28 protein-coding genes and 1 pseudogene are annotated in these 26,203 nt (G+C 65.6%); 13 read left to right on the plus strand and 16 right to left on the minus strand.

Annotation, left to right across the window (positions count from 1 at the left end; translation table 11 throughout):
- Positions 1-136 precede the first annotated feature (136 nt).
- The 3 genes from CHB65_RS03305 (at position 137) to CHB65_RS03315 (ending at position 1,967) form a co-directional block, all read left to right on the plus strand.
- Complete coding sequence (locus CHB65_RS03305) at positions 137-316, plus strand: hypothetical protein (RefSeq protein ID WP_089383637.1); 180 nt, start codon at positions 137-139, stop codon at positions 314-316.
- A gap of 109 nt (positions 317-425) precedes the next feature.
- On the plus strand, positions 426-1,700 hold the full coding sequence (locus CHB65_RS03310) for a lactate racemase domain-containing protein (RefSeq protein WP_089383638.1): 1,275 nt from the start codon (positions 426-428) through the stop codon (positions 1,698-1,700).
- 51 nt (positions 1,701-1,751) lie between these two features.
- Positions 1,752-1,967: a hypothetical protein gene (locus tag CHB65_RS03315; protein ID WP_089383639.1), complete on the plus strand. Its 216-nt coding sequence runs from the start codon at positions 1,752-1,754 to the stop codon at positions 1,965-1,967.
- A gap of 89 nt (positions 1,968-2,056) precedes the next feature.
- Here the strand turns inward: CHB65_RS03315 and CHB65_RS03320 are convergent, their stop codons facing one another.
- Positions 2,057-2,548: a peroxiredoxin family protein gene (locus tag CHB65_RS03320; RefSeq protein ID WP_089383640.1), complete on the minus strand. Its 492-nt coding sequence runs from the start codon at positions 2,546-2,548 to the stop codon at positions 2,057-2,059.
- A 31-nt stretch (positions 2,549-2,579) separates the two neighbouring features.
- A complete protein-coding gene (locus tag CHB65_RS03325) occupies positions 2,580-3,287 on the minus strand; it encodes a hypothetical protein (protein WP_089383641.1) in 708 nt (235 codons plus the stop codon).
- A gap of 110 nt (positions 3,288-3,397) precedes the next feature.
- Between CHB65_RS03325 and CHB65_RS03330 the strand changes: the two genes are divergently transcribed.
- Positions 3,398-4,369 carry a prenyltransferase gene (locus CHB65_RS03330; RefSeq protein ID WP_089383642.1) on the plus strand — a complete coding sequence of 324 codons (972 nt, stop codon included), beginning with the start codon at positions 3,398-3,400 and terminating at the stop codon, positions 4,367-4,369.
- A gap of 80 nt (positions 4,370-4,449) precedes the next feature.
- Positions 4,450-5,193, plus strand: a complete 744-nt coding sequence (locus CHB65_RS03335; RefSeq protein ID WP_089383643.1) for a DUF547 domain-containing protein — start codon at positions 4,450-4,452, stop codon at positions 5,191-5,193.
- A 31-nt stretch (positions 5,194-5,224) separates the two neighbouring features.
- On the opposite strand, the gene CHB65_RS03340 is transcribed toward CHB65_RS03335, so the two are convergent.
- Positions 5,225-8,035 (minus strand): ATP-dependent helicase, encoded by a 2,811-nt coding sequence (locus tag CHB65_RS03340; protein WP_245809892.1) that lies wholly within the window; start codon positions 8,033-8,035, stop codon positions 5,225-5,227.
- A 97-nt stretch (positions 8,036-8,132) separates the two neighbouring features.
- Between CHB65_RS03340 and cmk the strand changes: the two genes are divergently transcribed.
- Both cmk and CHB65_RS03350 read left to right on the plus strand, forming a co-directional pair.
- Positions 8,133-8,756, plus strand: a complete 624-nt coding sequence (gene cmk, locus CHB65_RS03345; RefSeq protein ID WP_089383645.1) for a (d)CMP kinase — start codon at positions 8,133-8,135, stop codon at positions 8,754-8,756.
- Between the two features lie 106 nt (positions 8,757-8,862).
- Complete coding sequence (locus tag CHB65_RS03350) at positions 8,863-9,765, plus strand: DMT family transporter (RefSeq protein ID WP_089383646.1); 903 nt, start codon at positions 8,863-8,865, stop codon at positions 9,763-9,765.
- Between the two features lie 118 nt (positions 9,766-9,883).
- On the opposite strand, the gene CHB65_RS03355 is transcribed toward CHB65_RS03350, so the two are convergent.
- On the minus strand, positions 9,884-10,579 hold the full coding sequence (locus CHB65_RS03355) for a cyclase family protein (RefSeq protein WP_089383647.1): 696 nt from the start codon (positions 10,577-10,579) through the stop codon (positions 9,884-9,886).
- A gap of 5 nt (positions 10,580-10,584) precedes the next feature.
- On the opposite strand from CHB65_RS03355, the gene CHB65_RS16725 reads away from it, so the two are divergent.
- Positions 10,585-10,872: a hypothetical protein gene (locus CHB65_RS16725; RefSeq protein WP_143420338.1), complete on the plus strand. Its 288-nt coding sequence runs from the start codon at positions 10,585-10,587 to the stop codon at positions 10,870-10,872.
- 32 nt (positions 10,873-10,904) lie between these two features.
- Here the strand turns inward: CHB65_RS16725 and CHB65_RS03365 are convergent, their stop codons facing one another.
- The 3 genes from CHB65_RS03365 to CHB65_RS03375 all read right to left on the minus strand — a co-directional run bounded on the left by CHB65_RS03365 (position 10,905) and on the right by CHB65_RS03375 (position 13,340).
- Positions 10,905-11,318 (minus strand): Zn-ribbon domain-containing OB-fold protein, encoded by a 414-nt coding sequence (locus tag CHB65_RS03365; RefSeq protein WP_089383649.1) that lies wholly within the window; start codon positions 11,316-11,318, stop codon positions 10,905-10,907.
- The gene (locus CHB65_RS03370) at positions 11,315-12,481 is read right to left on the minus strand and encodes a thiolase domain-containing protein (protein ID WP_089383650.1); all 1,167 of its coding nucleotides are present in this window, start codon (positions 12,479-12,481) and stop codon (positions 11,315-11,317) included. The genes CHB65_RS03365 and CHB65_RS03370 overlap by 4 nt, the downstream gene beginning before the upstream one ends.
- A 106-nt stretch (positions 12,482-12,587) precedes the next feature.
- Positions 12,588-13,340, minus strand: a complete 753-nt coding sequence (locus CHB65_RS03375) for a proteasome assembly chaperone family protein (protein ID WP_089383651.1) — start codon at positions 13,338-13,340, stop codon at positions 12,588-12,590.
- Between the two features lie 137 nt (positions 13,341-13,477).
- Here CHB65_RS03375 and CHB65_RS03380 point away from each other — a divergent pair, with 137 nt between their 5' ends.
- The 3 genes from CHB65_RS03380 (at position 13,478) to CHB65_RS03390 (ending at position 16,611) form a co-directional block, all read left to right on the plus strand.
- Positions 13,478-14,398 carry a PLP-dependent cysteine synthase family protein gene (locus CHB65_RS03380; protein ID WP_089383652.1) on the plus strand — a complete coding sequence of 307 codons (921 nt, stop codon included), beginning with the start codon at positions 13,478-13,480 and terminating at the stop codon, positions 14,396-14,398.
- 96 nt (positions 14,399-14,494) lie between these two features.
- Positions 14,495-15,301: an N-acyl homoserine lactonase family protein gene (locus CHB65_RS03385; protein ID WP_089383653.1), complete on the plus strand. Its 807-nt coding sequence runs from the start codon at positions 14,495-14,497 to the stop codon at positions 15,299-15,301.
- Complete coding sequence (locus tag CHB65_RS03390) at positions 15,298-16,611, plus strand: hydroxyacid-oxoacid transhydrogenase (protein WP_089383654.1); 1,314 nt, start codon at positions 15,298-15,300, stop codon at positions 16,609-16,611. The genes CHB65_RS03385 and CHB65_RS03390 overlap by 4 nt, the downstream gene beginning before the upstream one ends.
- A 27-nt stretch (positions 16,612-16,638) precedes the next feature.
- Here the strand turns inward: CHB65_RS03390 and CHB65_RS03395 are convergent, their stop codons facing one another.
- The 5 genes from CHB65_RS03395 to CHB65_RS03415 form a co-directional block, all read right to left on the minus strand.
- Positions 16,639-17,787 carry an acyl-CoA dehydrogenase family protein gene (locus tag CHB65_RS03395; protein WP_089383655.1) on the minus strand — a complete coding sequence of 383 codons (1,149 nt, stop codon included), beginning with the start codon at positions 17,785-17,787 and terminating at the stop codon, positions 16,639-16,641.
- An 80-nt stretch (positions 17,788-17,867) separates the two neighbouring features.
- Positions 17,868-19,868: a class I adenylate-forming enzyme family protein gene (locus tag CHB65_RS03400; RefSeq protein WP_089383656.1), complete on the minus strand. Its 2,001-nt coding sequence runs from the start codon at positions 19,866-19,868 to the stop codon at positions 17,868-17,870.
- Between the two features lie 139 nt (positions 19,869-20,007).
- Positions 20,008-20,442 (minus strand): universal stress protein, encoded by a 435-nt coding sequence (locus CHB65_RS03405; protein ID WP_089383657.1) that lies wholly within the window; start codon positions 20,440-20,442, stop codon positions 20,008-20,010.
- A gap of 84 nt (positions 20,443-20,526) precedes the next feature.
- Positions 20,527-20,799 (minus strand): hypothetical protein, encoded by a 273-nt coding sequence (locus CHB65_RS03410; RefSeq protein ID WP_089383658.1) that lies wholly within the window; start codon positions 20,797-20,799, stop codon positions 20,527-20,529.
- A 14-nt stretch (positions 20,800-20,813) separates the two neighbouring features.
- On the minus strand, positions 20,814-21,767 hold the full coding sequence (locus CHB65_RS03415; RefSeq protein WP_089383659.1) for a transcription initiation factor IIB: 954 nt from the start codon (positions 21,765-21,767) through the stop codon (positions 20,814-20,816).
- 308 nt (positions 21,768-22,075) lie between these two features.
- Between CHB65_RS03415 and CHB65_RS03420 the strand changes: the two genes are divergently transcribed.
- Positions 22,076-22,477 carry a hypothetical protein gene (locus CHB65_RS03420; RefSeq protein WP_089383660.1) on the plus strand — a complete coding sequence of 134 codons (402 nt, stop codon included), beginning with the start codon at positions 22,076-22,078 and terminating at the stop codon, positions 22,475-22,477.
- Between the two features lie 4 nt (positions 22,478-22,481).
- Positions 22,482-23,129, plus strand: a complete 648-nt coding sequence (locus tag CHB65_RS03425) for an METTL5 family protein (protein ID WP_089383661.1) — start codon at positions 22,482-22,484, stop codon at positions 23,127-23,129.
- A gap of 14 nt (positions 23,130-23,143) precedes the next feature.
- Here the strand turns inward: CHB65_RS03425 and CHB65_RS03430 are convergent, their stop codons facing one another.
- The 4 genes and pseudogenes from CHB65_RS03430 to CHB65_RS03445 all read right to left on the minus strand — a co-directional run bounded on the left by CHB65_RS03430 (position 23,144) and on the right by CHB65_RS03445 (position 26,087).
- Positions 23,144-24,949: a rhomboid family intramembrane serine protease gene (locus tag CHB65_RS03430; protein ID WP_089383662.1), complete on the minus strand. Its 1,806-nt coding sequence runs from the start codon at positions 24,947-24,949 to the stop codon at positions 23,144-23,146.
- Positions 24,950-25,047: 98 nt separating this feature from the next.
- A pseudogene (locus CHB65_RS03435) lies at positions 25,048-25,329 on the minus strand (zinc ribbon domain-containing protein); the annotation flags it as partial.
- Between the two features lie 24 nt (positions 25,330-25,353).
- Positions 25,354-25,632, minus strand: coding sequence for a UPF0058 family protein (locus tag CHB65_RS03440; protein WP_089383663.1), 279 nt, complete (start codon positions 25,630-25,632; stop codon positions 25,354-25,356).
- 239 nt (positions 25,633-25,871) lie between these two features.
- Positions 25,872-26,087 (minus strand): ribbon-helix-helix domain-containing protein, encoded by a 216-nt coding sequence (locus CHB65_RS03445; RefSeq protein WP_089383664.1) that lies wholly within the window; start codon positions 26,085-26,087, stop codon positions 25,872-25,874.
- Positions 26,088-26,203: the final 116 nt, after the last annotated feature.

A 26,203-nucleotide genomic window follows, 5' to 3' on the forward strand; every position in this document is an offset into this window, starting at 1 on the left:
TCGATACACACGGATGTGCATAACGTTTGGTGGCCGTCACGCCGGGGTCCGGCTACACGCGAGGCGAGGGTGGTCGAGGTGGGCGGTCGTCGACGCCCGATCGTTTTTATCCCTCGGGGCGTATCGTCACGCGACCATGTGGCTGAAGGGGTGGTTCGAGTCGTTTCTGGCGGCCAGACGGGCGATCGTCCGAAGCGACGAGCGGGCCATCCTGTTCTTTTTAGTCGTTATCTCGGTGCTCGGACTGGCCATGCTGCTTTATTACACCCTTCTCGTTCTCGAGGGGCTTCCGGATCCGATCCCCAACACGCCCTAACCCCCTGACGTCAGCCAGTTCCGTCTCGGGTCGTGGCACCGAACCCGCGGTTCCCCGTCAGTGTGAACCCGCCGCCAAGGCTATGTGATCCCGCCGGCGACGGCCACCCATGCAACTTCCCTTCGGCGATGGGCGGATCGAGGCCGACCTCTCCGCGTACGAGACGACCGTGGCCGAACCGCCGCCGATCGATCCGGTGGACGTTCGAACAGCCGCGACCGCCGCCCTCGATGCCCCACACGGCCCCTCGCTCGAATCGTTGGCGGCGGACGCCGAAACCGTCGCCATCGTCGTCACCGACGTCACCCGTGACACCCCCGATGACGTCCTCCTCGACGCGCTGTTGGAGCGGGTTTCGGTCCCCCGCGAGAACCTCACGGTCGTGCTCGGGTTGGGCCTTCACCGCCCGATGACGGACGCCGAGATCCGCGAGGGACTCGGCGACCACGCCGACCTCGCCGTCAACCACGATCCGGCGGCGACGGTGACGGTCGGTGAACTTGCAGTCGAGTCGTTCGCGGGTGGTGATGGCGATACCGGTGAGCCGGTGGCCGCCGACCACGAATCGATCCCGATCGAGGTCCATCCCGCGGTCGCCTCGGCCGACCTCGTTCTCGCGACCGGTATGGTCGAGCCGCACCAGTATGCGGGTTTTTCGGGCGGCGCGAAAACGGTCGTCATCGGCGCGGGCTCGGAGTCGATCATCCGCTACACCCACGGGCCCGACCTGCTCTCCTCGCCGGACGTCCGGTTGGGTCGGATCGAAAACAATCCGTTTCGCGAGACGCTTGATCGCGCGGGCGACCTCGCCGGCCCCGACTTCTGTATCAACGTGGCCGGCACGGCCGAGGGGGTCGTCGGGGTGAGCGCCGGTCGGCCCCGTGCGGTGGTCAAGGAGCTCGCCGCCGTGGGCCTTGAGGCGGTCGCCGCACCCGTCGAGGGAACCTTCGATGCCGCGATCACCTGTGTCCACGCGCCGAAGGACGCCAACCTCTATCAGGCGAGCCGGGCGGCGACCTACTGCTGTCTCGGCCCGCACAATCCGGTCCGTGCCGGTGGCCGGGTCGTCGTCCCCGCCCGTATTCCCGAGGGGGCCGGCGAGGGGACCGGCGAGCGCCGGTTCCACGAGTGGCTGCGCTCGGCGACGAGCCCCGAGGCGTTATATGCGGAGATGCGGCAGGGGTATGAGGCGGGCGCCCAGCGGGCGTTCGTCCTTGCGCGCGCGCTCCGTCGCAACCCCATTCACGTGACCAACAGCGACCGACCCGAGGTCGTCGAGGAGTGTCTCATGACCGCCCACGACGACGTGGTCGACGCGCTGGAGCCCGGATCGCGCGTGCTCGTCGTCCCTGATGGTATCCACACGCTGTTGACGCCGGCGTGAGCGTCGACGGCTATCGTGGCGTATAAAAGGGGCCCTCCCCTCGGGGGCGACATGTCCGGTCCCGGACCGCAGCGGCCCGCCGACATCGGTGCGCCACGCATGGTGGCGTACGCGCTGCTCGTCGGGAGCGCCGCGTACGTGCTGACGGTCGCGTTCGGACCCGACGGCCTCCTGCTCCGGGTCGTGACGGCCGCGCTGCTGGGGGTCGGGTACGTCGCCGCCGTCCACGCCGTTGGAACCCTCCGTCGCCGCCGGGCGATCCGCTGATCGGCCTACGCGCCGAGTTCGGCAGGCATGCCGCCGCCGACAGACGCGCCGAGTTCGACCCACAGATCGAGCGATCCTCAGTCGTTTTTCTACCCACGCAGCTCGTCGAGCTCCGAGAGGACCTCCTCGATCTCGGGCCGATCGAACGTGGAGGTGCTGTCGTAGACGTACGCGATTTCCGGCTCCTCGCCGCGTATATCGACGATACAGACCTTCGGCATCCGGCCGAAAAAGTCGCTGAGTTTGCCGAGGATGCCGAAGCGAACCGGCTGATCGTAGGCGTCGCCGATCGACGCATCCGGATCGGCCAACAGCGGATATGGAAGGTCGTACTGTTCCTGCCAGGATTCCAGCCGCTCGCGAGGCTCCGGGACGATGGAGACGACCTCGGCGTGACGCGCCGTGAACTCCCCGTACCGCTCCGCGACCGCCTGTACCTGCTCGCGGCAGTTCGTACAGTAGTGATCCCGCTGGAAGAACAGGACCACGAACTCGACCTCCTCGTCCAGCGTCGCGATCGAAAACGGGTCCGGCCCGGGGCCGACGTTCGGCAGCGAAAACGCCGGGATCGTCTCGGTCATGTCCACCGTAGCGCCCTCACGGACAAAGCCTTCACCCTCCGTCCGACGCCTCGAATCGCTCCTCGACCTCCCGTTTGACCGCCGCGATAACCTGCCGTTCCGCCCGGGTCATCGCCCGGATCGCCTCCGACGTGTACTCGATCTGCACAGCCGGCAACGTGGGCAGAAACGGGCTGTCGAGCAGCTCGTTCGGGTCGGCACGCACCTCGAAACAAAAACACGACCGATGGCTTCGCAGCGGGCCGGTGAACGGGAACGCGTCCTCGACCAACGAGAGCGCCTCCGGCCGGTCCATGGCCGCGACGGTCGCCGCCCAGAAGTCGTCCTCGGGTCGCTCGACGATCGGTTCGATGCCCCGACCGAGCCGGTCCAACCGTTCGAGGATTGCCTCGGTCACGGCCGCCCGCCGTGTCGCCGTGACCGACGGGTCGAGCGCCTCGACGTAGCTGTCGTGCGCGAGCAGTTGCGACTCGACCGACTCGATCGAGTCCCCCCGTTCGACCGCATCGAGCAGGACCCCGAACTGATCGAGCGACCGTTCCCGATAGCGGTCGAACTCCGGCTCGACGAGCCGGCGTTCCAGCGTGTCGGCGTTCCTCCGAAGCCGGTCGACGACGTGCCCTCCCGGGCCGAGCCCCGTTCCCCGGAGCGCGCGCCCGACGCTGAACTCCCGTCGGACCGCCTCCATCGTCGGATCGAGAAACCGCCGAAACCCCGCTTCGGCCGCACGTCGGCTCATATCTGGGCTATGGAATGCTCGGACAAGAGCCTCGTGGTGGCATCGACCGGCCCGGAGCGGTTCGCCCGGCGGACAGGAAACGAAGAGCTAACCCTCACGGGACGAACACAATGTATCTGTCGATGATCGGTTCCCGGCTCGCCGCCCGTACGCCCCGCATCTGGACCCTCTGGGCGGCGAGCCGTCCGAGCCAACTCGCGCTCATCCTGCTTTTGTATCTCCTCGGCATCGGCATGTCGACCGCGGGGTCGCCCGTCGTCGCCGGCGGCGCGTCCGCGTCCACGTGGGCCGACCTCCGTTCCCCCGAACCCCTCCGCCAAGCACTCGTCGGTGCCGCCGCGCTTCTCCTCGTCGCAACCGCGGTCCACTACGGGAACGAGTACGCCGACGTGGACACCGACGCGCTCACGGAGCGGACCCCCTTTTCGGGCGGCAGCGGCGCGCTGGTCGACACCGGCCTTCCGGCATCGATCCTCGGCCGGGCGACCGCCGGCGCGTCCATCGTCGCCCTCGCGACGGTCGCCGGCGGCACGTTGACGGGCGTCATTTGCCCGCTCGCGGCCGCCCTGCTTGTCGCCATGCTCATCTTCGGGCTCGCCTATTCGTTGCCGCCGATCGCGCTTATCAGGCGAGGAGTCGGCGAGCCGGTCAACATGGTCCTCGGCGGCCTCTGTGTGCCCGTCTATGGCGTCGCGGTCGTGGCGAGGCCGACGGTCCCCGCCGCGCTGGCGGTCGTGCCGTTCACGCTCGTCATCGGCTGTAACCTGCTCGCGGTCCACTGGCCCGATCGACGGGCGGATGCGGCGGTCGGGAAGCGAACGCTCGCGGTGCGATGGTCGCGGCCGCGGCTCAGGTCGGCGTATGTCGTGTGTGCGGTTGCTTCGGCTCTCTCCGTGATCCTCCTCCGAAGTGCCGGGCACATCCCCGACTTCGTCGCGCTCGCACACCTTCCGGCGGTCCCCTTCCTGATATGGGGCTGGATCACGCTCACCCGACGGCGGACGCCGTTGCCCGCGGTCGCGGCGATGGTCGTGCTCGCGGCGGCAACGACGTTCGCGTGGTGGTGGGTCGGGATGGGCTGAGGGTTCTGGAGCTTTGATGAGTAGTGACGACCGCCGGTCGGCGCACAACCGTTTTGTCGCCCGTATCCATACCGGATCCAATGGCGCGAGCTCCCGAGCGGTCGGAGTCGGATCCCTCCCCGGCGACGCTTTCGCGTCGGTTGCTCGAAGGCGTCCGACGGGAGGAATCGGTCGACCCGATCCGCCGGCGGCTTGCCGACCTCTCCGAACGGAAGCTCACCCCGCTCCGTGAGAACCGGCGGGTCGCGCTCGCGTTCTGGTTGAACGTGTATAACGCCGCGACACAGCTGTTGTTGGCCGACCAACCCGAGTTGTTCGGGCGCCGACGGCGCTTTTTCACGACGACGGCGATCACGGTCGCCGGCGTCGACATGTGCCTTGACGACATCGAACACGGGATCCTGCGCGGACAACGATCGAAGTACGGGCTCGGCTATCTCCCGAGACTCGCCCGGTGTGGCTGGTCCCGCGAGTATCGGCTCACCCCGGACCCACGTATCCACTTCGCGCTCAACTGTGGGGCGGAGAGCTGTCCGGCGATCCTTGCGTACGAGCCCGACACCGTCGATGACGTGCTCACCGACGCCACGGCGGCAGCGCTCGACCGCTCCGTCACGTACGACGCCGACGCGAACAGTGTCCATCTGCCACGGGTCTGTCTCTGGTTCATCGGGGATTTCGGCGGCCCCTCCGGGCTCCGTTCGTTTCTCTACGAGTACGAACAGGTGCCGCCGGGCTCGAAGCCGTCGCTCCGATTCGAGGGCTACGACTGGACACGCGCCCCGCGTCGATTCGCCGACGACCTCGGTCGACCGCCCAAGTGACCCGGGCGCGCCGGTGTGTCACACCCCGCGATCACTCGTCCTCCACGGCGGTCCCCGCCGGCGGCTCCTCGCCGATCTCCTCGCTCACGCGGGCGTGGAACTCCCGGAGGACGGCTGACTGATCGTCGGCAAGGACGACGTCGGAGTCGACGAGCGTCGCCAGCCCGAACGAGAGCGGCGAGGGCGAGTCGACGGTGTACTCGACGACGGTCGTCTCACCCGCCGCGACCGACTCGATCACCGAGCGAATGCCCGCGATGTCGAGCCGGTCCTCCAACAGCTCGCGATAGGTCTCCTCCATGACCGCGAAGTCATCGAGTCCCTCCGCGAACGAGAGGAGCATCTCCGCGGAGACCTGCTGTTCGGCCGCGCTCTTTTCGTATCCCTTGTAGCGTTTCAAGATCATGAGCGAGCGGCCGGCGTTGATCCGGAAGTACCGTTTTAAGAGATCCGTGTCGGCGAGCGCTTCCCGAAGGTCCGCCCGGACGGTCTCCGGATCGAGTTCGCGAAGGATCGCGGCGACGTCCACCTTACGGTTGAGCGGCAACGCGATGCTGAACCCGTCGTCGGCGACGGCGACCGCGACGTTGGCGTTCGTGCGCTCCGCACAGGCTGCAGCGACGAGCCGCGAGAGCCCGTCGTTGAACCGCCGTCCGTAGTAGGTGTGGACGTAGAACCGTCGTTTATATGCGGCCCGATCCAGCTCCTCCTCGACGACGATCCGGTCGGGCGTCGAGACGGACTCCGTGCCGGCATAGCGGATCTGCTCGTCGTAGATGCGTGAGAGCGCCCGGACCGCGTTGCCATCGAGCGGGAGGTCACGGAGCCAGGCGCGGACGGCCGGGGGCCCACCTGCGTCGGCACGCCTCAGAAGCTCATCGCGAAACGCGAGCACTTCACGCCCGAGGTCGAACGAGAGCGGGAGGCGTTCGGCGTACCACGAGGGAACGTTCGGGCGCTCGTCCGTGCGGTCGACGTACACTTTCGACCCACGTCGATACCGGAACGCGAGCCGTTCGCCGCCGAGCGCGAAGACGTCGCCCGGCTCGATGGTGTCGAGATAGGTCTCATCGAGCGTCCCGACCCACTCGTCGTTCCGAGTGAACACGTCACAGGTGAACGAGTCGGGGATCGTTCCGATGTTCGTCATATAAATAACGCGGGCGAGTCGTCCCCGCTTGCCGACGAGCGTCTCGCCGACGGGAAATCCCTCGTGATGATGGGCGCCGTCCGGTGGGTCGTTTTCATCACGCCACACCTTGGGATAGACGTGCTTCGATTCGAGCCCCTCGTACGCCGCGGTGAGATACCGCATGAGCGTGTCGTACGCCTCGCTTCCAAACGCCCGATAGGGATAGGCACGCCTGAGCGTCTCACGAACCTCCCGATCCGGACGGACGTCGCGTATCGCCATTCCGTAGACGTGCTGGGCGGCGACATCGTAGGCGCCCATCGGCGGAAAGACGCGATCGATGAAGCCCTCTTCGGCGCACGCGAGCATCGTGGCGCACTCCGTGAGTTCGTCGCGGTCGAGCGCAAATATCCGTCCCTCGACGGTCTCACCGGGGCTGTGACCGGCCCGCCCGACCCGCTGGAGCAGGGCGGCGACCGACTTCGGCGAGCCCACCTGCACGACGAGGTCGAGGTGTGGCATGTCGATCCCGAGTTCGAGGCTCTTCGAGGTCGTGACGACATCGAGGCTGCCGTCCTTGAGTCCCTCCTCGACGCGCAGCCGCTGTGCCTGTGAGAGGCTCCCGTGATGACACCCCGAGTTCGATTCGTCGTAGTCGTATCGCTCGCGGAGATCACGCAGGACCCGTTCGGCGCCCGATCGGGAGTTCGTGAAGACGAGCGTGTTCTCGTGGTCGTCGATGAGCCCGTCGAGCGCATCATAAAAGCGATCGGTGATCACCGACCGTGGCGTGTGGATGAGGTCGGCGGCGGGCGTCCGTAGTTCGAGGTCGAACTCGCGGACGAATCGGGTATCGACCAGCTCACACGGGCGGGCGGCGAACCCGTCGGGGTCGCCGACCTCGCCCGAGACGCGCTCGCGGCCGACCAGGAACGAGGCGATCTCCGGGAGCGGCTCGACGGTCGCCGAACAGCCGATCCGCGTCGGCGACTCCTCGGTGAGGTCCTCCAACCGCTCCAGTGAGACCGCGAGGTGGGTTCCCCGCTTTCCGGCCGCGAGCGCGTGTATCTCGTCGACGACGACGTAGCGGACCGTTCGGAGGTGTTCGCTGAACTTCGGGGCGTTCAACAGGATCGCGAGCGTTTCCGGCGTCGTGTTGAGGACGTGTGGGGGGATTTCGACCATCGCCTGACGCTCCGCGGAACTCGTGTCGCCGTGGCGGATCGCCTGTCGTACCGTCGTCTCCTGGCCGTCCGCGGCCAACTCCTCGGCGATCCCTGAAAGCGGCGCGGCGAGGTTGCGCTCGATGTCGTTCGCGAGCGACTTGAGCGGCGAGACGTACAGACAGTGGACCCCCTCGGCCAACCCCCCGTCGCGTTCGCGGAGGAAGAGGTCATCGAGCACCGCGGTGAACGCCGCGAGGGTCTTTCCGCTGCCCGTAGGGGAGGCGACGAGGCAGTTTCGCCCAGCTTTCACGTGTGGGATCGCCTCGCGCTGTGGCGGCGTGAAGAAGCCGCCGTTTTCGGCGATGTGCGGCGCGAACCGCTCGACCCACCATCGCCGAACCGCGGGCGAGAGCCCCTGCAGCACGTCCGCGTCCGCGATCGGCACGGCCGCTGGATCGAACGGGAGCTCGCGCTCCGCCGCGATTTCCTTCAACAGGGCACGGGCCGCGCGTTCGGCGGACGTACCGGCGGTCGATCCGCTCACGACCGGACCCACGGTCTCCACGTGAAAAGCGGTTGTGCCGACGGACGCGGGCCGCCAAACCGCCCGCTTTATCAGGCCGCGTACGGATCCGCGAGCCATGCGACCGCTGGAGACGACCACCCATATTCCGGACCGGGAGATCGACTGTAACCTCTTTATCACCGTCTCGGGACCGCCGGGGTGTGGCGCGACGACGCTCACCGAGGCGCTGGCGACGATGCTCGATTGCGGCTACGTCTCCGGCGGCGAGATCTTTCGGGGGATCGCACAGGAGCGCGATATGAGTCTCTCCCAGCTCATCGCTCGGGCGGGTGAGACCGACGAGATCGATCGGGCGCTGGATCGACGACTCCGGCGGATCGCCGAAGAGTGGGGGACCGCGAACAAGCCGTTCATCCTCGAATCCCGGCTTGCCGGGTGGATCGCGGGCAACCGTGCCGACCTGCGGATCCGCCTCGATGCGCCCGAGGACGCGCGGGCGGCGCGGACCAGCACGCGAACGGAGATGACCTCCGAGATGCAGGTTCGGGAGGTGATAGAGGCACAGCGATACGAGTCATACTATGGGATCGATCTCGAGGACCGATCCATCTACGACCTCATCGTCAACACCGGCCGGTGGGGACCGGCGGGGACGGTCGACATCGTCGCCACCGCGATCGAACGCTACGACGTTGAGGCGGACGAGGGGGCGTTCGAGACGCCCGAGTTCGAGATCTGAGCGGCATGCCGTCATCCCTCCGCGCTCTCTCGGGCGCTGATCCGAGAACCGGCGGGCTTGGCGGGGGTTCATTCGGCTTATATCCGCGCCTCCGGTAGGAGCCATTGTGGAGTTCGTCTATCTCGCGGGGATCCTGCTCTCGCTGCTTGCGGCCGGATTCTGGGCCGTTCATAACCTCGCGGTTCGGATCGCGACCGCGGGGACCGGCGTCGCGGACGCCATCACGGTCGTGATGGTCACGAACGTCGCCATCGTCGCGCCCGCCGCGGTCGTGTTTCATTACCCCGATTACGGGCTCTCTGTGCCGTCGACGGGAGCCTTTATCGCCGCCGGCGTGACGGGTCTCCTCCTCGGACGGATCTGTCTGTTCAGGGGGATCCGCACCGTCGGCGCGAGCCGAACGACCCCGGTCGTCGCGGCCTCGACGCTCGTATCTGCCGTGCTCGCGGTCTGGTTCCTCGATGAGACGCTTCCGCCGGCCCGCATCGTCGGGATCATCCTCATCGTCGGCGGTATCGCGATCATCTCGTGGCTGATGGCGACCGACGACGGCGCCGCACCGTCGTTTCGGGAGGTCGGGGCCGCGTTGAGCTTCCCGCTCGGCGCCGCGCTCTTCATCGGCGTCGAACCGATCTTCGTCCGCTTCGGCCTCGACGCCGGCACGCCGGTTCTCGTCGGCTTAACGGTCATGTCCATCACCGCCCTCGTCGGCTACCTCCTCTACCGCCGGCTCCGTGGCGACGTCATTCGGATCCCGGCACCGGGACGGGTCCGCCGGTGGTACGTGGTTGCGGGCGTTGCGAGCACGCTCGGGTTGACGACCTACTTCGCCGCGCTGGAGGCGGCACCGGTCGTGATCGTGATCCCGATACTCCAACTCTCGCCGCTTCTCGTCATCGTCGCCGCGGCGATCTTCCTTCCGGAGTCGCTCGAACGCGTGACGTGGAAGCTCGGGATGGCCGCCGTGCTCGTCATCATCGGGGCGACCCTTGTCTCGTTGACCGGGTGAGTACCGTCTCGTTGACGGGGCGATCACCGTCTCGGCGACGATGTGTTCCGACACCATGCCGCCGATCCGATCCGTGTGGCGGCCGTCGAACGGACGGCGCATCGTCGCACCGAGTGGGTTAACTCGTCGTCTCGGAAGGGACCGCTGCGACCGCGCGGATGGGTGCCCCGTCTCCGCCCACGATGGGCAGCGGAAAGGCATAGAACGTCCACCGCTCCGGGAGCGCATCGAGACCGGTCAGGTTCTCGATGATCGGCAGTTCGGCACCGAGGAGGGTGTGGTGGACCGGAAACCGGTCGGCTTCCGTTCCGTCCGTCGCCGATGGATCATCGCCTTGCGGCGTCGGGTCCGGATTCAACGTGTCGACGCCGAGTCCACAGCCGGCCGCACGGAGCAACCGCGCGGCATCGGCCGTCAGGTAGGGGTGATCGACGTACTCAGGCGTGTCCCACCGCGTATCCCAGCCGGTTCGGCAGACGATGAGGTCAACCGTATCGTCGATCCGGTCCGGCAGCTGCTCCGGACCGATCGCTTCCCGCGGGCTGCAGGGCGTCACGTCGACGAGCTGGGTTTCGAACACGTAATCGCTTACCGGCCGATCGGTGACATCCTGGCCAGCCGGCACCACATGACTTGGGGCATCGATGTGCGTTCCGGTGTGCGTCCCACAGCAGAGTGAATGGACGGCGAATCCGTCCGACTCGACCGTTGAAACGCGTGAAACGGTCACTTCGGGGTCGCCGGGAAACGTCGTCATCCCAGTCTCGATCGGCCACGAAAGGTCGATATACGACCGCGGATCCTCGGGCGGCATGGTCAATGACACGACATGGCGGGATAAAGCGTTCTCCGTCGTTCGAATCGACCCGACTCGGTCGGCTCCAGCGCTCTGGGCTGTTCTTGGGCGCCAACATCGAACAATCCGCCGTTGAGAGACGGAGCCGCGGCTTCAAGGAGCGAGGCCACGAGGCCGAGCGACGAAGGAAGGGGCCGGTTACGGTTGAAGCCACGATCCTTCCGCGAGTTATCCTCGTGATCCGAGGGGAAACGCGGCTCCCCCGCTCTGAGACCACCGTCGACGACGAGATCGTGGCCAGTCACATATGAGGGATCCCGACTCGCATCCGTCCGCGTCTCGATCACGCCGGTCGGAAGACGACCATCCGCTCGTCGTCCGTCTCGCGACGCTCAACACCCACGGTTACATCGAGCCCGAGGTCGATCACGTCGTCATCGGGCTCGACACCTCGGAGCACGCCGGTAAGCCGGATCGGGCCGAACGACGCGATCGCGGTCACATACGGCGCGTCCTCGGCGAAGGTCGGCGTCGGGACGGACACGACGGTGAACGTCTCCACCGTTCCCGTCTCGGGAAGCGGTCGCTCGGTAAGGTCGGTTGAGCCGCACTCCGGACAGACACGCCGAGGTGGCAACGATCCGTGGCCGCACGGCGATTCGAGATAGTACCCCTCGCCGGCGTCGAGCGCGTCGATCCATGCGTCGAACCCCGTGCGGGTGGCCTCGTCCGCGCCCTCCGCATTCGAGCCGCTCATTCGGCCACCTCCAGCACGTGGACGACCGCGCTCGCGACGGTGCCCCCCGCGTTGTGTGCGATGGCCGTCGTCGCGTCGTCGACGTGCTCGCTGTTCGGGTGGTCCCCCCGGAGCAGCCGAACCAGCTCCGCGATCTGTGCCGCGCCGGTCGCGCCGACCGGATGGCCCTTCGCTTTGAGGCCGCCCGAGAGGTTCACCGGGAGGTCGCCGTCGGCGGTCGTGAACCCCTCGCGGGCCGCACGGATTCCCTCGCCGGGCGCCGCGAAGCCGAGCGACTCGATCGCCAACACCTCCGCGATGGTGAAACAGTCGTGGACCTCCGCACAGTCCACGTCCTCCGGGCCGATACCGGCCTCCTCGTAGGCGGCGGTCGCCGCGTCGCGGGCGGCGGGCGTCTCCGTGAGCGATTCGCGATCGCCGAGCGCCATCCTATCGGTTCCCTGCCCGGTCCCGGTCACCGCCACAGGAGCATCGAGGCCGTGTTCCTCGGCGTACGCCTCCGAAACGATGACGACGGCGCTCGCCCCGTCGGTGATGGGACAGGCGTCGAAGAGATGGAGCGGGGTCGCGACGGGCGGGGAGTCCAGCGCCTCCTCGACGGTTATCTCGCGTCGGTACTGCGCGTACTCGTTGTCGACCGCGTTCGCGTGGTTCTTCGAGGCGATGTGTGCGAGGTCGGTTCGGTCGCCCCCGAAGGCGTCGAAGTATGCGCGCGCCATCAGTGCGTACGCACCGGGAAACGTCACGCCCGAGCGGACCTCGAAGAGGTCGTCCGCGGCGGTCGCCAGCCCACGGGTCGTCGTCGGGGTGTCGACGTGCGTCATCCGTTCCATTCCACCGGCGAGTACGACGTCCGCCTCCCCACTACGAACGGTCCGAACGGCCTCACGGACGGCGACACCGGCCGAGGCACACGCCTCCTCGTAGCGGGTCGCCGGACAGCGGAGCCCGGCGGCCTCCGCCATCAGCGGCGCCTGGTGGCCCTGGCCCTCGGCGAGCGCGCCGATGAAGTTGCCGTAGTTGAGCCCCTCGACGTCCGCACGCGGTACTTCGGCGTCCTCGAACGCCCGAAGCGCCGCCTCGGCGAAGAGATCCCGTCCCGTTCGATCCGGGTGACGGCCGAAGCGGGTGAGTCCGACACCGGCGATCCGAACCTCGGTCATACACGATCGTTGATCGTCGACCCGATTTAGCTGTACCGGAGCGGGTGGTTTCGGCGGTTCCAAAGCAATATGCACGCTACGCGTCCGACGCAGTTCAAAGACCGTCTCACCCGATATACCGAAGCTCGTCGTCGGGGACGCTCGGGCCCTCCTGCATCTCGCGGATCTTCCCGATCACCTCCTCCATCTCCTCGGCGCGGTCCTCCAAGCTGGCGTAATCGACCTCGAAATCGAGCAGCGATTCGAGCGTCTCAAGCACCGCCCGGGCGCTTTTGGGGTCGACGAGGTAGCCGCTGGTCTCGCCCATCAGACACGCCGCCTCGAAGCCGCGGCGACCGCCAAGCCCGAGGATCAGTCCGGAGACGCCGACGATCCCCCCGGCCGGTTCGTCCGGACGGAACTCGACGTCCGCCTCCTCCAGTTCCTCGATAAGCGTCGCGTCCGTGACCGCGCCGAGGACGGTATACTCCTCGATGAGCTCACCGGTAGGGACGCCCCCAAGTGCGAACGCCCGGGTCGCCCCGAACTCCTCGGCGACATCGAGAAACGCCGAGGTGAGCCGATAGTGCCCCTCGTTCGTGCCCGCCTGATGATCGCCGGTCAACACGAGGAGATCCGTGCCGTCCGTCTCGACGGCGTGAAACTCCGCGCAGGTCAACTCGCCGACGCCATCCCCGTCGACGTTCACCTGCGGCGGGAACGCCGTCGAGTGGACCCGTCGGACGAGCTCCCCGTCGAACTCCTCGAGGAGGTGTTCTGCGGCGAGTTTTCCCACGTGGCCGACACCCGGAAGCCCCTCGATGAGTACGGGTTCCGAGAGCGTCGGCGTTGCGACCTCGTCGATCTCGATGTCGTTCATACCAATACCCTCCGTCCGGCGATCACAAGAGCGTGGCTATCCGTTCGCTGCCGGCAGGATGCCCAAGGCGTGTTCATGCCTGTCCCGTTTTGCCGTAGTCCGGGCCCCTTTTTTCGATGCACACGTGTCCCTATCACATGGACGATGACGTGTTGGAGACGCTCGGTTCGCCGCTCGTGCGGGTCGATTCGCCGCCGGGGACGACCGTCGCCGCGAAGATCGAGTCACGGAATCCGGGCGGCTCCGCGAAGGATCGCCCGGCGGTGTTCATGATCGACGCCGCCGAGGAGCGCGGCGAACTCACGCCGGGCGACGGACTCGTCGAACCGACCTCGGGCAACACCGGGATCGGACTGGCGATGGCGGGCGCGGTCAAAGGCTACGACGTCACGCTCGTGATGCCGACCTCGAAGTCACCGGAGCGCCGACAGGTGATGGCCGCCTTCGGGGCGACGATCGAACTCGTCGACGGCGACATCTCGGCCGCGAAGGCGCGCGCGGACGAACTGGAGCGGGAGGAGGGGATGGTCCAACTGCGGCAGTTCGAGAACCCGGCCAACCCCGACGCACACTACGAGACGACCGGCCCGGAGATCCTTGAGCAGGTCGACGGTCGCCCCGTCGACGCCCTCGTCGCGGGCGTCGGCACCGGCGGGACGCTCACCGGGATCGGGAGGCGGCTTCGTGAGGCGTTTCCGGATGTTCGGATCGATGCGGTCGAACCCGCCGATAGCGCCGTCCTCTCCGGGGAGGAGCCGACGGGCGACAGTTTTCAAGGGATGGGTCCAGGGTTCGTCTCGGACAACCTCGACGTCGACCTCATCGACGAGGTGCATGTCGCCGATATCACGGACGCCGAGGAGGAGTGTCGCCGTCTCGCCCGCGAGGAGGGCATCCTCACCGGGCAGTCCTCGGCCGCCTCGAACCTCGCCGCCAAGGACGTCGCCGCCGAGCTTCGTGACGCAGGTGAGTACGCCGGCGAGGAGCCGCTCGTGATCACCGTCTTCTGGGACAGCGGGGAGCGTTACCTCTCGACCGGACTGTTCGACGCGGAGTGAGATATCCGTAATTGAGGCCGGCAAAATCGGACCAGATCACTTCAGTACCACAACAATAATTATCGTTCATGTTGAAATCGGGACGGGTTACGTTCCATGGTCAACGCCGACATCCACGTCCTCGATCGGGGTGCACTGAAATGCGACTACAACTACATGATGGAGGGGCACGTCCTCGCGACGTACGACGAGCAGAATCCCGATACCGACTATTCGGAGATCCCCGTCTGGAGCCTCGTCATTGACCATCCGGAGGGGACGATCCTCTGGGACACCGGTTCCCACCACGACGCCCTCGACGGGCACTGGCCGGAGGGACTCTCACAGGCGTTCTATCCCTACGACGCCCACGAGCACCGTCTCGATGACGACCTCGAAGCGGCGGGATTCGGTATCGACGACATCGATTACGTCTTTCAGACGCACCTGCATCTCGACCACGCAGGCGGGCTGGAGTTCTTCGATGGAACCGACGTGCCCGTGTTCGTCCACGAACGGGAGATCAAGTTCGCGTATTACAGCGCGAACACGCCGAAAGGAAGCGGGGCGTACATCCTCGACGATTTCGATCACGACCTCAATTGGCAGATCCTGCACGCCGACCGTGAACAACACTTCACCGACGTTGAATTCATCCGTTTCCCGGGTCATACGCCAGGGCTCACCGGAACGATGATCCACCTCGACGATCACGGCACGGTGATCTTCACCGGCGACCAGGTCTATATGACCGACAACCTCGAACACGAGATCCCGCTCGGCGCGCCGTTGATCTGGGGAAAGACCGAATGGTTCGACAGCCTCCAGCGGATCAAAGAGCTTCAACGACGGTATGAGGCCGAGGTCGTCGTCGGACACGACCCCGAACAGTTCGAGACGATACGCGAGGGGTGGGTCTCGTGAGCTACGACCGATCGGTTTCAGCCCCCGAGCGTGAGCTCTCCCCGGAGACGGTCTGGCACATCCAGATGCCCGAGATCCGCTTTGGGCGGGATTCGATCGAGGAACTGGGCTATCAACTCCGCGACAGCGGTGTCGATCGGGGCGCGGAGGGACTGATCGTTACCGACGAGACGCTCGTCGAGATCGGCCACGTGTCACGGGTCTCCGACGAACTCGAAGCGGCCGGTCTCGCGGTCGACGTTTGGGACGGGACCGAACGCGAACCCTCGATCGCGAACGTCGACGCCTGTATCGAATTCGTTCGCGACCGAGCCGGAGATGACGGCTATGAGTTCTATATCGGGCTCGGCGGCGGCAGTTGTATGGACGTCGCAAAGGGTACCCGAACCATCGTCGCCAACGGCGGGGAGGTGCTCGATTATGTCGCGGAGCCGACCGGTGAGGGGAAACCGCTCACCGAGCGGGGCGCGCCGTTGGTGTTGCTCCCGACGACGGCGGGCACGGGCTCGGAGATCTCCCCCGTTGGGATCTACTCCGTCGAGGAGAAGAACATCAAGGAGGGGATCTCCAGCAACCACATCCGGGCCGATGCGGCGATCCTCGATCCGACCCTGACGACGACGCTGCCGCCCGAAATAACGGCGAAGACCGCCATGGACGCGCTTGGGCACGCGATCGAGGGCTACACGACCCATCCGCATACGAGCCTGCTTCGGGCGAGCAACCCCGCCTCTCGCCCTGTGTATGCGGGTCGCACCGCGCTCACCGAGATGTTCAGCGAGAAGGCGATAGAGCTGTTGTCCGGTAACGTTCGTCGGGCGGTACATAACGGCGACGACCTCGAAGCACGTGGAAACATGCTTCAAGGGGCGCTCTTCGGGGCGATCGCGGGGCTCACCGCCGGTGCGAGCCTCTGTCACGCGATGGCGTATCCCGTCGGAAATCGGTATCATACCTACCACGGCGAGACGATCGCGGTGTTAACCCCCGCCAGCACGCTCGGATACAACGTCGCCAGCGAACCCGAGCGTTTCGTCCGTGTCGCCGAGATGCTCGGAGCCGACACGTCGGGACACAGCACCCGTGAGGCGGCTGATCTGGCGCGTGAGGAGTATGTCCGACTCCAGCGGGATCTCAACGTCCTACCGAGCGGACTCGCGGAACTCGTCGATATCGACGAGGAGGCGATCGACTGGCTCGCCCAACAGACGGTCGACACCCAACAGCGTCTCCTTCGGTGCAACCCGAGACCGGTGACGAAAGCGGACGTCGTCGGCATCTTCGAGGACGCGCTCTTCAACTGGGAGTGAAATCACCCTACTGCGACTGGCCACACCCTACCGCGACTGCCGATAGATGAGGTTCCGCTGGATCTCGTTTGCTCCCTCATAGATCACCGGGATCCGGCAGTCGCGATAGACGCGAGCGATCCGTCGGTCGGTCAGGATCGACCGACCGCCGTGAAGTTGCATCCCCCGCTGGGCGCAGTCGACGGCGACCTCCGTCGATTTGGTCTTCGCGAGCGCCGCCCAGTAGCCGGGGTTCTCCCCATTGGCCACCTTCTCGCACGCACGCCAGTTGAGCGCGCGGGCGGATTCGAATCCGAGCCGCATGTCCGCGATCGAGTGTTGCACCGCTTGGAACTCGTTGACCGTCCGGCCGAAGGCGTTGCGGTCGTGAACGAACGCCTCGGCCTCCTCGATAGCCGCGGCAGCGAGCCCGAGCCCGTGGCCGCCGACGACGATCCGGCCGTGGTTGAAGAAGTCCGCGAGCGCATAGAAGCCGCCGCCCTCCGCGCCGACGACGTTCTCCGCCGGCACGAAACAGTCCTCGAAGACGATATGACCCTGTTTCGAGGCACGCATCCCCATCTTCTCCGGGATGTGTTCGGCCTCGTAGCCATCGGTGTCGGTCTCGACGATAAAGAGCGTGTAGTTCGAGTAGCGGTCGCTCCCGTCGCCCGTCTTCGCATAGACGGTGAGCCAGTCGGCCTCGACGGCGTTGCCGACCCAGTACTTCTCACCGGAGAGCTCGTAGCCGCCCTCGACGGCCGTCGCCGTCGTCGACATGCCCGCGAGATCGGAGCCGGTCTCCGGTTCCGAGACGGCAAGCCCGGATATCTGGTCGTTCTCGGCGACGGGTCGGAGATAGGTCTCCTTCTGCTCTTCGGTGCCGTACGCCTCGACCATCTCACAGCCGAAACTCGCGAGCTGGAGGGTGAGCGCGATCCCGGCGTCCGCACGGTAGAACTCCTCGGCTATCGCGAGGATCTGTGCGAGGTCGTATCCCTTTCCGCCGTACGCTTCAGCGATATCGCCGGCGACGAGGCCAGCGTCCATACCCGCCTCCAGGACTGGCCAGGGGTATTCGCCGGACTCGTAGTAGTCCGCCGCGTTCGGCGCGATGTGTTCCTCCGCGAACTCCCTTGCCTCGGATTTCACTTCCCGGGCATGTTTCGGAACGACGCTGTCATCAAGCAGATCCATGCCTCCCATGTGGACCACGGCTGCATAACGTTCGTGAAACAACAACGAACTGAGTTGTTGTTTATGCCGACGTCAGCAGCTCAGGTCGATTCGCCCCCGGATGGATCGGGCTCCGCGTCGTCCGCTCCCGTTGCGTCCTCCACCGCCGCATCTCCGGCTGCTTCTTCCGCCGCGACGGCGTCCGCATCGGACATCTCGCTGTCATCGTCGACCGGTTTCGGATCGACTGGCTCGAATCCAGCATCGCTGAAGCGATCTTCCGGATCATCCGGGGGGGATCCGCGAGAAGTGAGGATCTCACGAACCGCCTCCCTATCGACCGTGCCGGAGACGGTTCGTGGAAGCTCGTCGATGTATGCGATCGTGCGGGGGATCTTGAATCCCGCGAGGTGTTCGCGAGCGAGTTCGAACAGCGCACGTTCATCGATCGCTTTCCCGGCGACGGCGTCCGGATCCCCGAACACGCCCTCTCCGATCGCCTCGTCCTCGCCGTCAGTATCGTCCTCTCGTCCCATCGTGTCCGCGCCTCCAGCGTCGTCCGCGCCGTCAGCGTCGTCCGCGCCGTCAGCGTCGTTCAGATCCTCTCCGGCGCGGCCCGTCTCATCGTCGTCGGGTTCACTTCGATCCGTTCGCGGTGTCGCGTCGGCGTCACCGCTTCGAGCGCGCTCATCGGGATCGATGGGACCGTCGACGGTATCCGCCCCATCCTCACCAACGAGATCAGTTCCGGTGTGCCCAGTAGTGCCCGGCCAGCGATCGCCGATCTCGATCAGGGCCGCCACCTGCTCGCCCCAGACATCGTCGGAAAGGCCAACCACGGCGACGTCGAGCACCTCCTCGTGGCGGCGAATGATCTCCGCAACCTCACCAGGCTCGACGTTCTCGCCTCCCGTGATGATCCGGTCGTCGACCCGGTTGAGCACGTAGAGCTGTCCGTGTTCATCTATCCGCCCGCAGTCGCCGGTGTGGAGGCCGAACGGTCCGAAGGCCGCGTCGTTCGCTTCCGGGTCGTTATAATAGCCGGGCGTAATGGTCGGGCCGGAGACGACGAACTCACCCGACTCGCCGGGTTCGACCGGTGATCCGTCTTCATTGACCACGGTGACGTCGGTCCCGAATAACGGACGACCAACCGTTCCGAGGTGGTCGCGCGCCTGATCGGGGGTTGCCGTCGCGATCTGTGACGCCGACTCCGTCATGCCGTAGGTCGGATAGACCGGCACGGAGTAGTCGCGACAGCGCTCGATCAACTCGTCGGGTGCGGGAGCGCCCCCGAGCAACACGACGCGAAGCGAATCCGAAAGCGTCCCTCGGCTGTCGAGGGTTTGTTGGAGCATCGTCGGAACCATCGAGACGCCGGTCGCCTCGTATCGGGCGATGTCGTCGGCCACGCCGCCGGGATCGAACCCCTCACGCATGATGACGGTCGTACCGTACAGTACCGACCGATAGACGGGTGCGAGCCCGCCCATGTGATTGAGCGAGAGGGCGACGAGCCACCGATCCGTCGGATCCACCCCGAGCCTGAACCCGGAGGCGACCGCGGAGGCGTAGACGTTGCTGAGGGTAAGTTCGACTGCCTTCGGCTCGCCGCTCGTTCCGGAGGTGAAAAGCAGACAGAGTCGATCCGATCCGCTCCACGTCGGGGGGTCGATCTGAATCGGATCGACACCGTGTACCGATCCCACTCCATCCTCGGCGGGCTCATCCACGGAAAGCACGGGAACGTCCCCGGCAGCGGCGACGGCTGCCGATTCCGTCTCTTCGGAACAGACGAGCACGGTGATGTCTGCGGCCTCGATCCGGTCGCGCAGCTCGTTTGGGGTGAGCCGTTCGCCGAACGGGACGAACGTCGCACCGAGTCGCATCGACGCATGGACGAGGCCGACGGTGCCGACACAGGCTGGCATCAGCACGCCGAGATGATCCCCCGGTTCGATCCCGTGTGCGGCGAGCCGTCCGGTCGTCTCCGAGACGAGTCTGTCGAGGCCGTCGTACGTCCACGTCTCGCCGTCCTCCGCGCGGACGAGGGCTGGGTCACTCGGCGAGGAGACGACCCGGTGGGAGAGCCAGTCGCGCATTGCCGGGCTATTTGTGGGCGGCTACAATTGCCTTGTGGTCGCTGGCCCCCGACCCATTCTTTCCGATCTCACCATCCCCGTTATCTCCGGTGGACGCCACGAGGAAGCATCCATCGGCCGTTCCAACCGCTCCACCGGACTACTCCTCCGGCGGCTGTCGCACGGTCAACACCGGAACCGGTGACGTCCTGACTACACGCTCCGTGACGCTGCCGAGCAGATATCGGTCGAGTCCGGTGCGTCCATGCGTTCCCATGATGACGAGATCGATCTCGTTCTCGGCGACGTACTCCGTGATCGATCGATAGGCGGTACCGGTCGTAACCGTGGACTCACAGTCAACGCCGGCCTCCTCGGCCATCGCCCTGACGCGATCGGTCGCACCTTCGCCTTCCGATTGGAGGGCTTCGATGACGATCTCGGAGCCGGCCTCGAGCGTCGAGTAGGCCGCGCCATCGACCACATACAGCGCATGGATTCGGGCGTCGTATCGGCTCGCCAGATCGACCGCGTGCTCGATGGCCGCATCGGAGGCCGGGCTGCCGTCTGTCGGGACGAGGATCTCGTTGTACATATCGACTGAAGCTTCACCGGTTGGGGACAAAAGCGTTGCCCGCGAGGAACTCAGCGGCCGTTTCCGGTCAATCGGCCGGATCACCTATTCCGCGCGGAGTGTCTCGACGACCGCACGCTCACAGCGTCTGAGGGCGTCCGGACGGGGGGTCCCGTCCAGCCGCTCGGAGGCGACGACGTTCCATTCCGAATCCGCGAACGCGAGTCCCTTCACCCACTCATCGGTCGCGATGATGATCCCCCCGGTCGGACCGGCCCGTTCGGTCGCCACCGCATACTGCAGGCCGTCGGAACGGTTCAGCGCCGCGACCTCCGACTCACGGAGCGGACGGGCGGGCAACGAATCGAGCGTTCCCATCGATTTGGGTTCAGTTAGCGGAACCCCATCGCCTCGATCTGCTCCTGATAACGGTTCCGAATGGTAACCTCGGTCACCTGTGCGACGTCGGCGACCTCGCGTTGGGTCTTCTTTTCGTTACAGAGCAGGGAGGCGGCGTAGATGGCGGCCGCGGCGAATCCCGTGGGTGATTTTCCGGAGAGGAGCCCTTGTTCGGCCGAGACGTCGATGATCTCCGTCGCCTTCGACTGTACCTCCTCGCTGAGCTCAAGCGAGGAGGCGAAGCGGGGAACGAACTGTTTTGGATCGACCGGTTTGAGTTCGAGCCCGAGCTCCTGGGAGATGTACCGATACGTCCGTCCGATCTCCTTCTGTGGCACCCGCGAAACCTCCGCGACCTCATCGAGGCTACGGGGGATCCCTTCCTGCCTGCAGGCGGCATAGAGGGCGGCGGTCGCGACCCCCTCGATCGAACGGCCACGGATGAGGTCCTCCGAGAGCGCGCGTCGGTAGATGACGGAGGCGACCTCACGAACCGACCGTGGGACACCCAGCGCGCTCGCCATGCGGTCGATCTCCGAGAGCGCGAACTGGAGGTTTCGCTCGCCCGCGTCCTTGGTTCGGATCCGTTCCTGCCACTTTCGGAGGCGGTGCATCTGCGAGCGTTTCTCGGAGGAAAGCGAGCGACCATAGGCGTCCTTGTCCTTCCAGTCGATGGTCGTCGTCAACCCCTTGTCATGCATGGTCTCCGTGATCGGTGCGCCGACACGGGATTTCGACTGTCGCTCGGAGTGGTTGAACGCCCGCCACTCCGGGCCCCTGTCGATCGTCCGTTCATCGAGAACCAGCCCGCAGTCCTCACAGACCAGCTCTTGGTCCGCGTCGGTGACGATATCGGTCGAATCACACTCCGGACATGTGACCGAATCCTCGTCCGATACCTGTTCGACGTCCCGCTCCTGCTGGCGCTGCCTGCTCGGACGTTCCATTATAAGCCTTCTGGCAATCGTCCTATTTAAACCTTGTCCACGCATAAAACTCATCTGAGGAGAATGGCTGGTTCCATGTCCATCGGCACTTTCCCACGTGGTGCCGGTCGAGTCGTGCGTTTTTGTTGAATATCACCCCTCGATCTGGCCCCAATAAGTCCCATAGAAACCGACAAGATACGAGAAGTGAACGGAACCGCGGAAATGATATATAAGAACTCTGGAACGGCTTCGTCGTCTTTACGGCACGTGATATTACTACTAGGCATTCAAAAAGACTTTTGTATAACTTGAGACAATGATGAGTCATGAGCACGACCGAACGGACGGGGGTTGAGGCAACGATCCGACGGTGTCGACCGGCCGATATTCAGCCGATCGTGATCGACGGCGACGACCTCGAAAGCACCGCACCGGGCCATCTCTCCGATCTTAAATCCGCACTCACGGAGCGGGGCTACCAGCCCGCGACCATCACGGTCGAGGCGTGTTTCGCCGCGGACTGTACCCTCGCGACCCAGGAGGAAGCCGATCGGCTCCGGGGCTTCGTCCGCGCCGCGGCGTTCCTCGGTGCCGGGAGAGTCGAACTCCGGATCGACGAGATAGCCGATCCCGAGCGCACCGAACCCGCGCTCGCGGCGCTCGCGGAACGAGCGTCACGTGAGGGCGTCGACCTCGTTCGGACCGGTGACCCGTCGCGAGCCGGGTAAGCGAATGGCATCCAGACGGTCCCTGGCAACGAAGCTCGGTGTCGTCGCCGGTTTCGAGGATCCCCACGCCGCGCTCGAGCAGTATCCGACACCGCCGGAACTCGCGGCCCACGTGATCCATCTGGCTGACCTCCACGACGACATCGACGGCCGGACGGTCGTCGACCTCGGTGCCGGAACCGGGATGTTCGCGCTCGCCGCGGCGTTACGAGGACCCGCCCGAGTGATCGGCTTGGAGATCGATCGTACCGCCCTCTCGACGGCCCTCCGGAACGAGCGTCGTGTCGCAGCAAGCGCCCCCGTCCACTGGATACAGGGCGACGTGGCGCACGGATCGCTTGCCATTCCGGATCCCGTCACCGTCGTGATGAACCCGCCATTCGGCGCACAGCAGGGAAGCCGCCACGCCGATCGCGACTTCCTCGAAGCGGCGAGCGAGCTGGCTGCTGTCTCATATTCCGTTCACAACGGCGGGAGCCGCGAGTTCATCGAGTCGTTCACCGCCGACAACGACGGTGAGGTAACACACGCGTTCGCGGCCGACTTCGCCGTCGAAGCCCAGTTCGACCATCACGAGGACCCGGTCCGGGAGATAGACACCGAAGTCTATCGGATCCGGTGGGATCGACGCTCCCCGCTTGAACGGACGTGAATGACGCCCGACGATCAGCTCCGTTCACGACCCTCATACCGTTCCTGTTCCGCGACCCTGACCTCCGTATCGCCCCGCTCGGCGAACACCGTCCCGTCCTCACGTGTGAACGTGACCTCTTGTAGCGTGACGCTCTCGTTCCGTTCGGGGATAGCGGCGGTTTCGTTCGTGCCCTCGTGTTCGACCCGTAGCTCGAATCCCTCCTCGATCGCTGCCACCGTAACCGTCCGTCCGTCTATCCGCGGCTCGGCCCGCTCGGGCTCGCTCACGAACGCCGTCGAACGGTCCCCATCGTAGATGAGGTCGACACGGTATGTCGCGCCCCCGTCGGCGGCGACCCACCCGCTTCGTTCCGCCCAGACGGTCTCACGCCAGCCGGTCCCACCGAGCTCAACCGCCCGATAGCCCCAGTGTTCGAGGGACCCCCGTGAGACCGCGGTGGTCCAAATCTGTCGCTCGGCGTTCTGGACGATCACTCCCGAGGTCGTCACCGACGTCGACCGGCCGAACGCCTCGATATCGATCACGTTCACCATCTGATCCTCGACGCCCTCCGCGTACGTGACCTGATACCCCTCGATCTCGATCGGATCGCCGGGGAGGTCGCCGTCGTCGACGGTGACGAGGTTCGGCAGGATGCCCGGCCCAGCGACGGCGGCCAACGCCAAGATGACGAGCAGCAAGCCGATCGCCGCGGGTGTGGCGGATCCGATCGCCGACCTGACGGTGTCCGGGTTCGGGTCCGCGTCGCTTCCGGCCGACGCAGTCGAGAGCCACGGGATCGACTCCCGAAGGGGTCGTTCCCTGCCGGCGACCGCGACCGCGACGATGAGCGCGAGCAACACCATGAGCGCCAGCCCAAGCGCGCGGTAAAGCTCGTAACGCTCGTTCCCGAGATACCAATAGACCGCCCAGAAGCGGCGCGAGGCACCGAAGAGGAGGACCGCAACGAACACGGTAAGCGCGGCGACATGTGCGTGCCCGGTTTCCGATCGCCGCCGGCGAAGCAACCAGGTCGCGACGAGTACGCCGGAGAGAAACCCGAGCGCGTGTCCCTGAATGGCGATGTTCGCCCAGCTCGGCGGGCCGTATGAGGAAGTCGCTGCGGCCAATTCGATAGGGTCCAAGATCGTCGAATAGATGACGCTCACGAGCGTCGATCCGGACAATGCCGCGATGGTGCCGATCGGATAATGGACCAACGCGAAGCCCCACAGCGCGAACACGACCCCCGAAAAGCCGATCACCGGTCCGAGCGCGAACAGCGAGGAGACACCGCCGAAAAGCAGGATCGCACCGGGGACGATACCGAACGCACGGACGTACGGGGTTGCCGTGAGCGGGGTTCGGGCTCGGTCACCGCCGTCGGTTCGTACCGATGGATCGGCGGCATCGGCGGATCGATCCGATCCGTCCGCCGAGGTTTCGCGCTCACGTGGGAAGTGGCCGTACGCGTACTCGGCGAGCGCTCCGGCGACGAGCGTTGAGAGGAGGTTGCCGGTAATATGGCTCCGACTGGAGTGGGCGTAGCCGGACCAGAGCATCCCCTCGGGATAAAAATACGACCAACCGCGGAAGGGAATCACGACCGGCCGGTTGGGGTTTTCGAGCCCGCCTTGAACGAACAGGTAGACGCCGATGACGAACGCCACGACGATCAAGGTGCCCCACGGCACGCCGTAAAGCAGCCGTGACTGTAGTTGTTGCTTCCACGATCCGGCCGGTGCATCGACCCGATGGACGATGACGGCGGCCAGGAGCACCGTCACCGCCGCGAGGATCAGGTGGGCGGTGTTGGACGCCAGCGCCTCCAGTACCATAGCCTGTGGAAAGCGCTCGGTCACATATCAATCCGCGGGTGGATGACACCCTCCCCGGCGTGAACGCCGGGGTTTCCTCCGTGGGGGTCTCAACTGGTCTAAGATTCCCCGGAGGCAACATTCCCGTCATGGTGGACGGTACTCGGGTCTGTTCGCTGTTCTTTGGAACGGTGAGAGCGTGGTGACTCCAGCCATTCGTGGCTGTCCCACTCGAACCGCACGGGCCGTGCCATCGGCCTGACTGGCTGTTCTGTCTGCCGGCTCAGGAACGTTTCCGACGCCGTAAGGTCGGCGTGGCCCTCGAATCCACACGGACAGATGAACGTGTCCTGATGCCGTGTCGTTCGGTCTGTCGAACCACACTGCGGGCACTCCTGACTGACCGACCGAGAAATTCCAGTCGCTTAGATCTTGCTCTCGGCGTCCTCAGCGAGCTCCTCCATCCGTTTGCCGACCCGCCCAGCGGGGGAGAACTCGTCCTCGCTCATCGCGCTCGCCAGTGCGTTGCCGAGCACGAACACCGCGTGTTTGTGCTCGCTTTTCGATTTATGAACGTGTGAGGGGTCCACGTCCAGTTCGTCGTACGGTTCAAAAAGCGTCGAGTCGACGCTCTCTTGGGACCGGAAGTACTCCATGATGGACACCATCTGTTCGTGAAGTTCCAGCAGTTCGTCCTTGTGCATACGAACGCTACGGTCGGACGACCATTTAACGGTTGTTGCGAACTGGCCCCTTCGAGGAGCACAGAACGCGAACCGGCGGACGATCACCCCTGCCGAATCAGGGAAGCCGACCGAATCAGCTGAATCGACCTATGTCGCACGCTCGATCACGGAAGTGCAAGAGGAAACCCACGAGTTCCGTCGTAGGTTATCGATAAGCGGTCCCACGGCCGATCGTAGCCATGTGCGCTCCCGATAGCTCAGAAGACGTACTCGTCCTCGTGGCCCATCATCCCCTCGTCCTCAAAGCCCGGTGTCTCACTGTCGTCGATCGGGCCGCTCGTTTTATACGCTTTGATGCCGGTGGACAGGAGCTCCTCGACCGCCTCCTCGCGGTTGAGGAACTCGCCCTCTTCGACCATCTGCGCGATCTGCATTTCGAGGTGTTCCGGCACCGTAATCTGGACTTTCGGCATTCTCTGCTCGGCAGTAATGCCATCGGCTATATAAACTTGGCGTCGGCCATCCCACACGACTCGTCGCAGCCGAGGGTGATCGTTCCTGCACTGTACAACGCTGGCACGGTTACGAT

The sequence above is a fragment of the Halorubrum vacuolatum genome, assembly GCF_900188065.1.
In the GTDB taxonomy this organism is placed as follows: Archaea; Halobacteriota; Halobacteria; order Halobacteriales; family Haloferacaceae; genus Halorubrum; species Halorubrum vacuolatum.

Bases quoted from the DNA above. Each gene is read 5' to 3' on its own strand.
- CHB65_RS03425 (WP_089383661.1), top strand. From the start codon at position 22,482: ATGGCATCCAGACGGTCCCTGGCAACGAAGCTCGGTGTCGTCGCCGGT.
- cmk (WP_089383645.1), top strand. From the start codon at position 8,133: ATGCGACCGCTGGAGACGACCACCCATATTCCGGACCGGGAGATCGAC.
- CHB65_RS03445 (WP_089383664.1), bottom strand. From the start codon at position 26,087: ATGCCGAAAGTCCAGATTACGGTGCCGGAACACCTCGAAATGCAGATC.
- CHB65_RS16725 (WP_143420338.1), top strand. From the start codon at position 10,585: ATGACACGACATGGCGGGATAAAGCGTTCTCCGTCGTTCGAATCGACC.
- CHB65_RS03395 (WP_089383655.1), bottom strand. From the start codon at position 17,787: ATGGATCTGCTTGATGACAGCGTCGTTCCGAAACATGCCCGGGAAGTG.
- CHB65_RS03385 (WP_089383653.1), top strand. From the start codon at position 14,495: ATGGTCAACGCCGACATCCACGTCCTCGATCGGGGTGCACTGAAATGC.
- CHB65_RS03380 (WP_089383652.1), top strand. From the start codon at position 13,478: ATGGACGATGACGTGTTGGAGACGCTCGGTTCGCCGCTCGTGCGGGTC.
- CHB65_RS03320 (WP_089383640.1), bottom strand. From the start codon at position 2,548: ATGACCGAGACGATCCCGGCGTTTTCGCTGCCGAACGTCGGCCCCGGG.
- CHB65_RS03405 (WP_089383657.1), bottom strand. From the start codon at position 20,442: ATGTACAACGAGATCCTCGTCCCGACAGACGGCAGCCCGGCCTCCGAT.
- CHB65_RS03440 (WP_089383663.1), bottom strand. From the start codon at position 25,632: ATGCACAAGGACGAACTGCTGGAACTTCACGAACAGATGGTGTCCATC.
- CHB65_RS03315 (WP_089383639.1), top strand. From the start codon at position 1,752: ATGTCCGGTCCCGGACCGCAGCGGCCCGCCGACATCGGTGCGCCACGC.
- CHB65_RS03375 (WP_089383651.1), bottom strand. From the start codon at position 13,340: ATGAACGACATCGAGATCGACGAGGTCGCAACGCCGACGCTCTCGGAA.
- CHB65_RS03305 (WP_089383637.1), top strand. From the start codon at position 137: ATGTGGCTGAAGGGGTGGTTCGAGTCGTTTCTGGCGGCCAGACGGGCG.
- CHB65_RS03335 (WP_089383643.1), top strand. From the start codon at position 4,450: ATGGCGCGAGCTCCCGAGCGGTCGGAGTCGGATCCCTCCCCGGCGACG.
- CHB65_RS03415 (WP_089383659.1), bottom strand. From the start codon at position 21,767: ATGGAACGTCCGAGCAGGCAGCGCCAGCAGGAGCGGGACGTCGAACAG.
- CHB65_RS03355 (WP_089383647.1), bottom strand. From the start codon at position 10,579: ATGCCGCCCGAGGATCCGCGGTCGTATATCGACCTTTCGTGGCCGATC.
- CHB65_RS03310 (WP_089383638.1), top strand. From the start codon at position 426: ATGCAACTTCCCTTCGGCGATGGGCGGATCGAGGCCGACCTCTCCGCG.
- CHB65_RS03410 (WP_089383658.1), bottom strand. From the start codon at position 20,799: ATGGGAACGCTCGATTCGTTGCCCGCCCGTCCGCTCCGTGAGTCGGAG.
- CHB65_RS03325 (WP_089383641.1), bottom strand. From the start codon at position 3,287: ATGAGCCGACGTGCGGCCGAAGCGGGGTTTCGGCGGTTTCTCGATCCG.
- CHB65_RS03365 (WP_089383649.1), bottom strand. From the start codon at position 11,318: ATGAGCGGCTCGAATGCGGAGGGCGCGGACGAGGCCACCCGCACGGGG.
- CHB65_RS03420 (WP_089383660.1), top strand. From the start codon at position 22,076: ATGAGCACGACCGAACGGACGGGGGTTGAGGCAACGATCCGACGGTGT.
- CHB65_RS03330 (WP_089383642.1), top strand. From the start codon at position 3,398: ATGTATCTGTCGATGATCGGTTCCCGGCTCGCCGCCCGTACGCCCCGC.
- CHB65_RS03400 (WP_089383656.1), bottom strand. From the start codon at position 19,868: ATGCGCGACTGGCTCTCCCACCGGGTCGTCTCCTCGCCGAGTGACCCA.
- CHB65_RS03370 (WP_089383650.1), bottom strand. From the start codon at position 12,481: ATGACCGAGGTTCGGATCGCCGGTGTCGGACTCACCCGCTTCGGCCGT.
- CHB65_RS03430 (WP_089383662.1), bottom strand. From the start codon at position 24,949: ATGGTACTGGAGGCGCTGGCGTCCAACACCGCCCACCTGATCCTCGCG.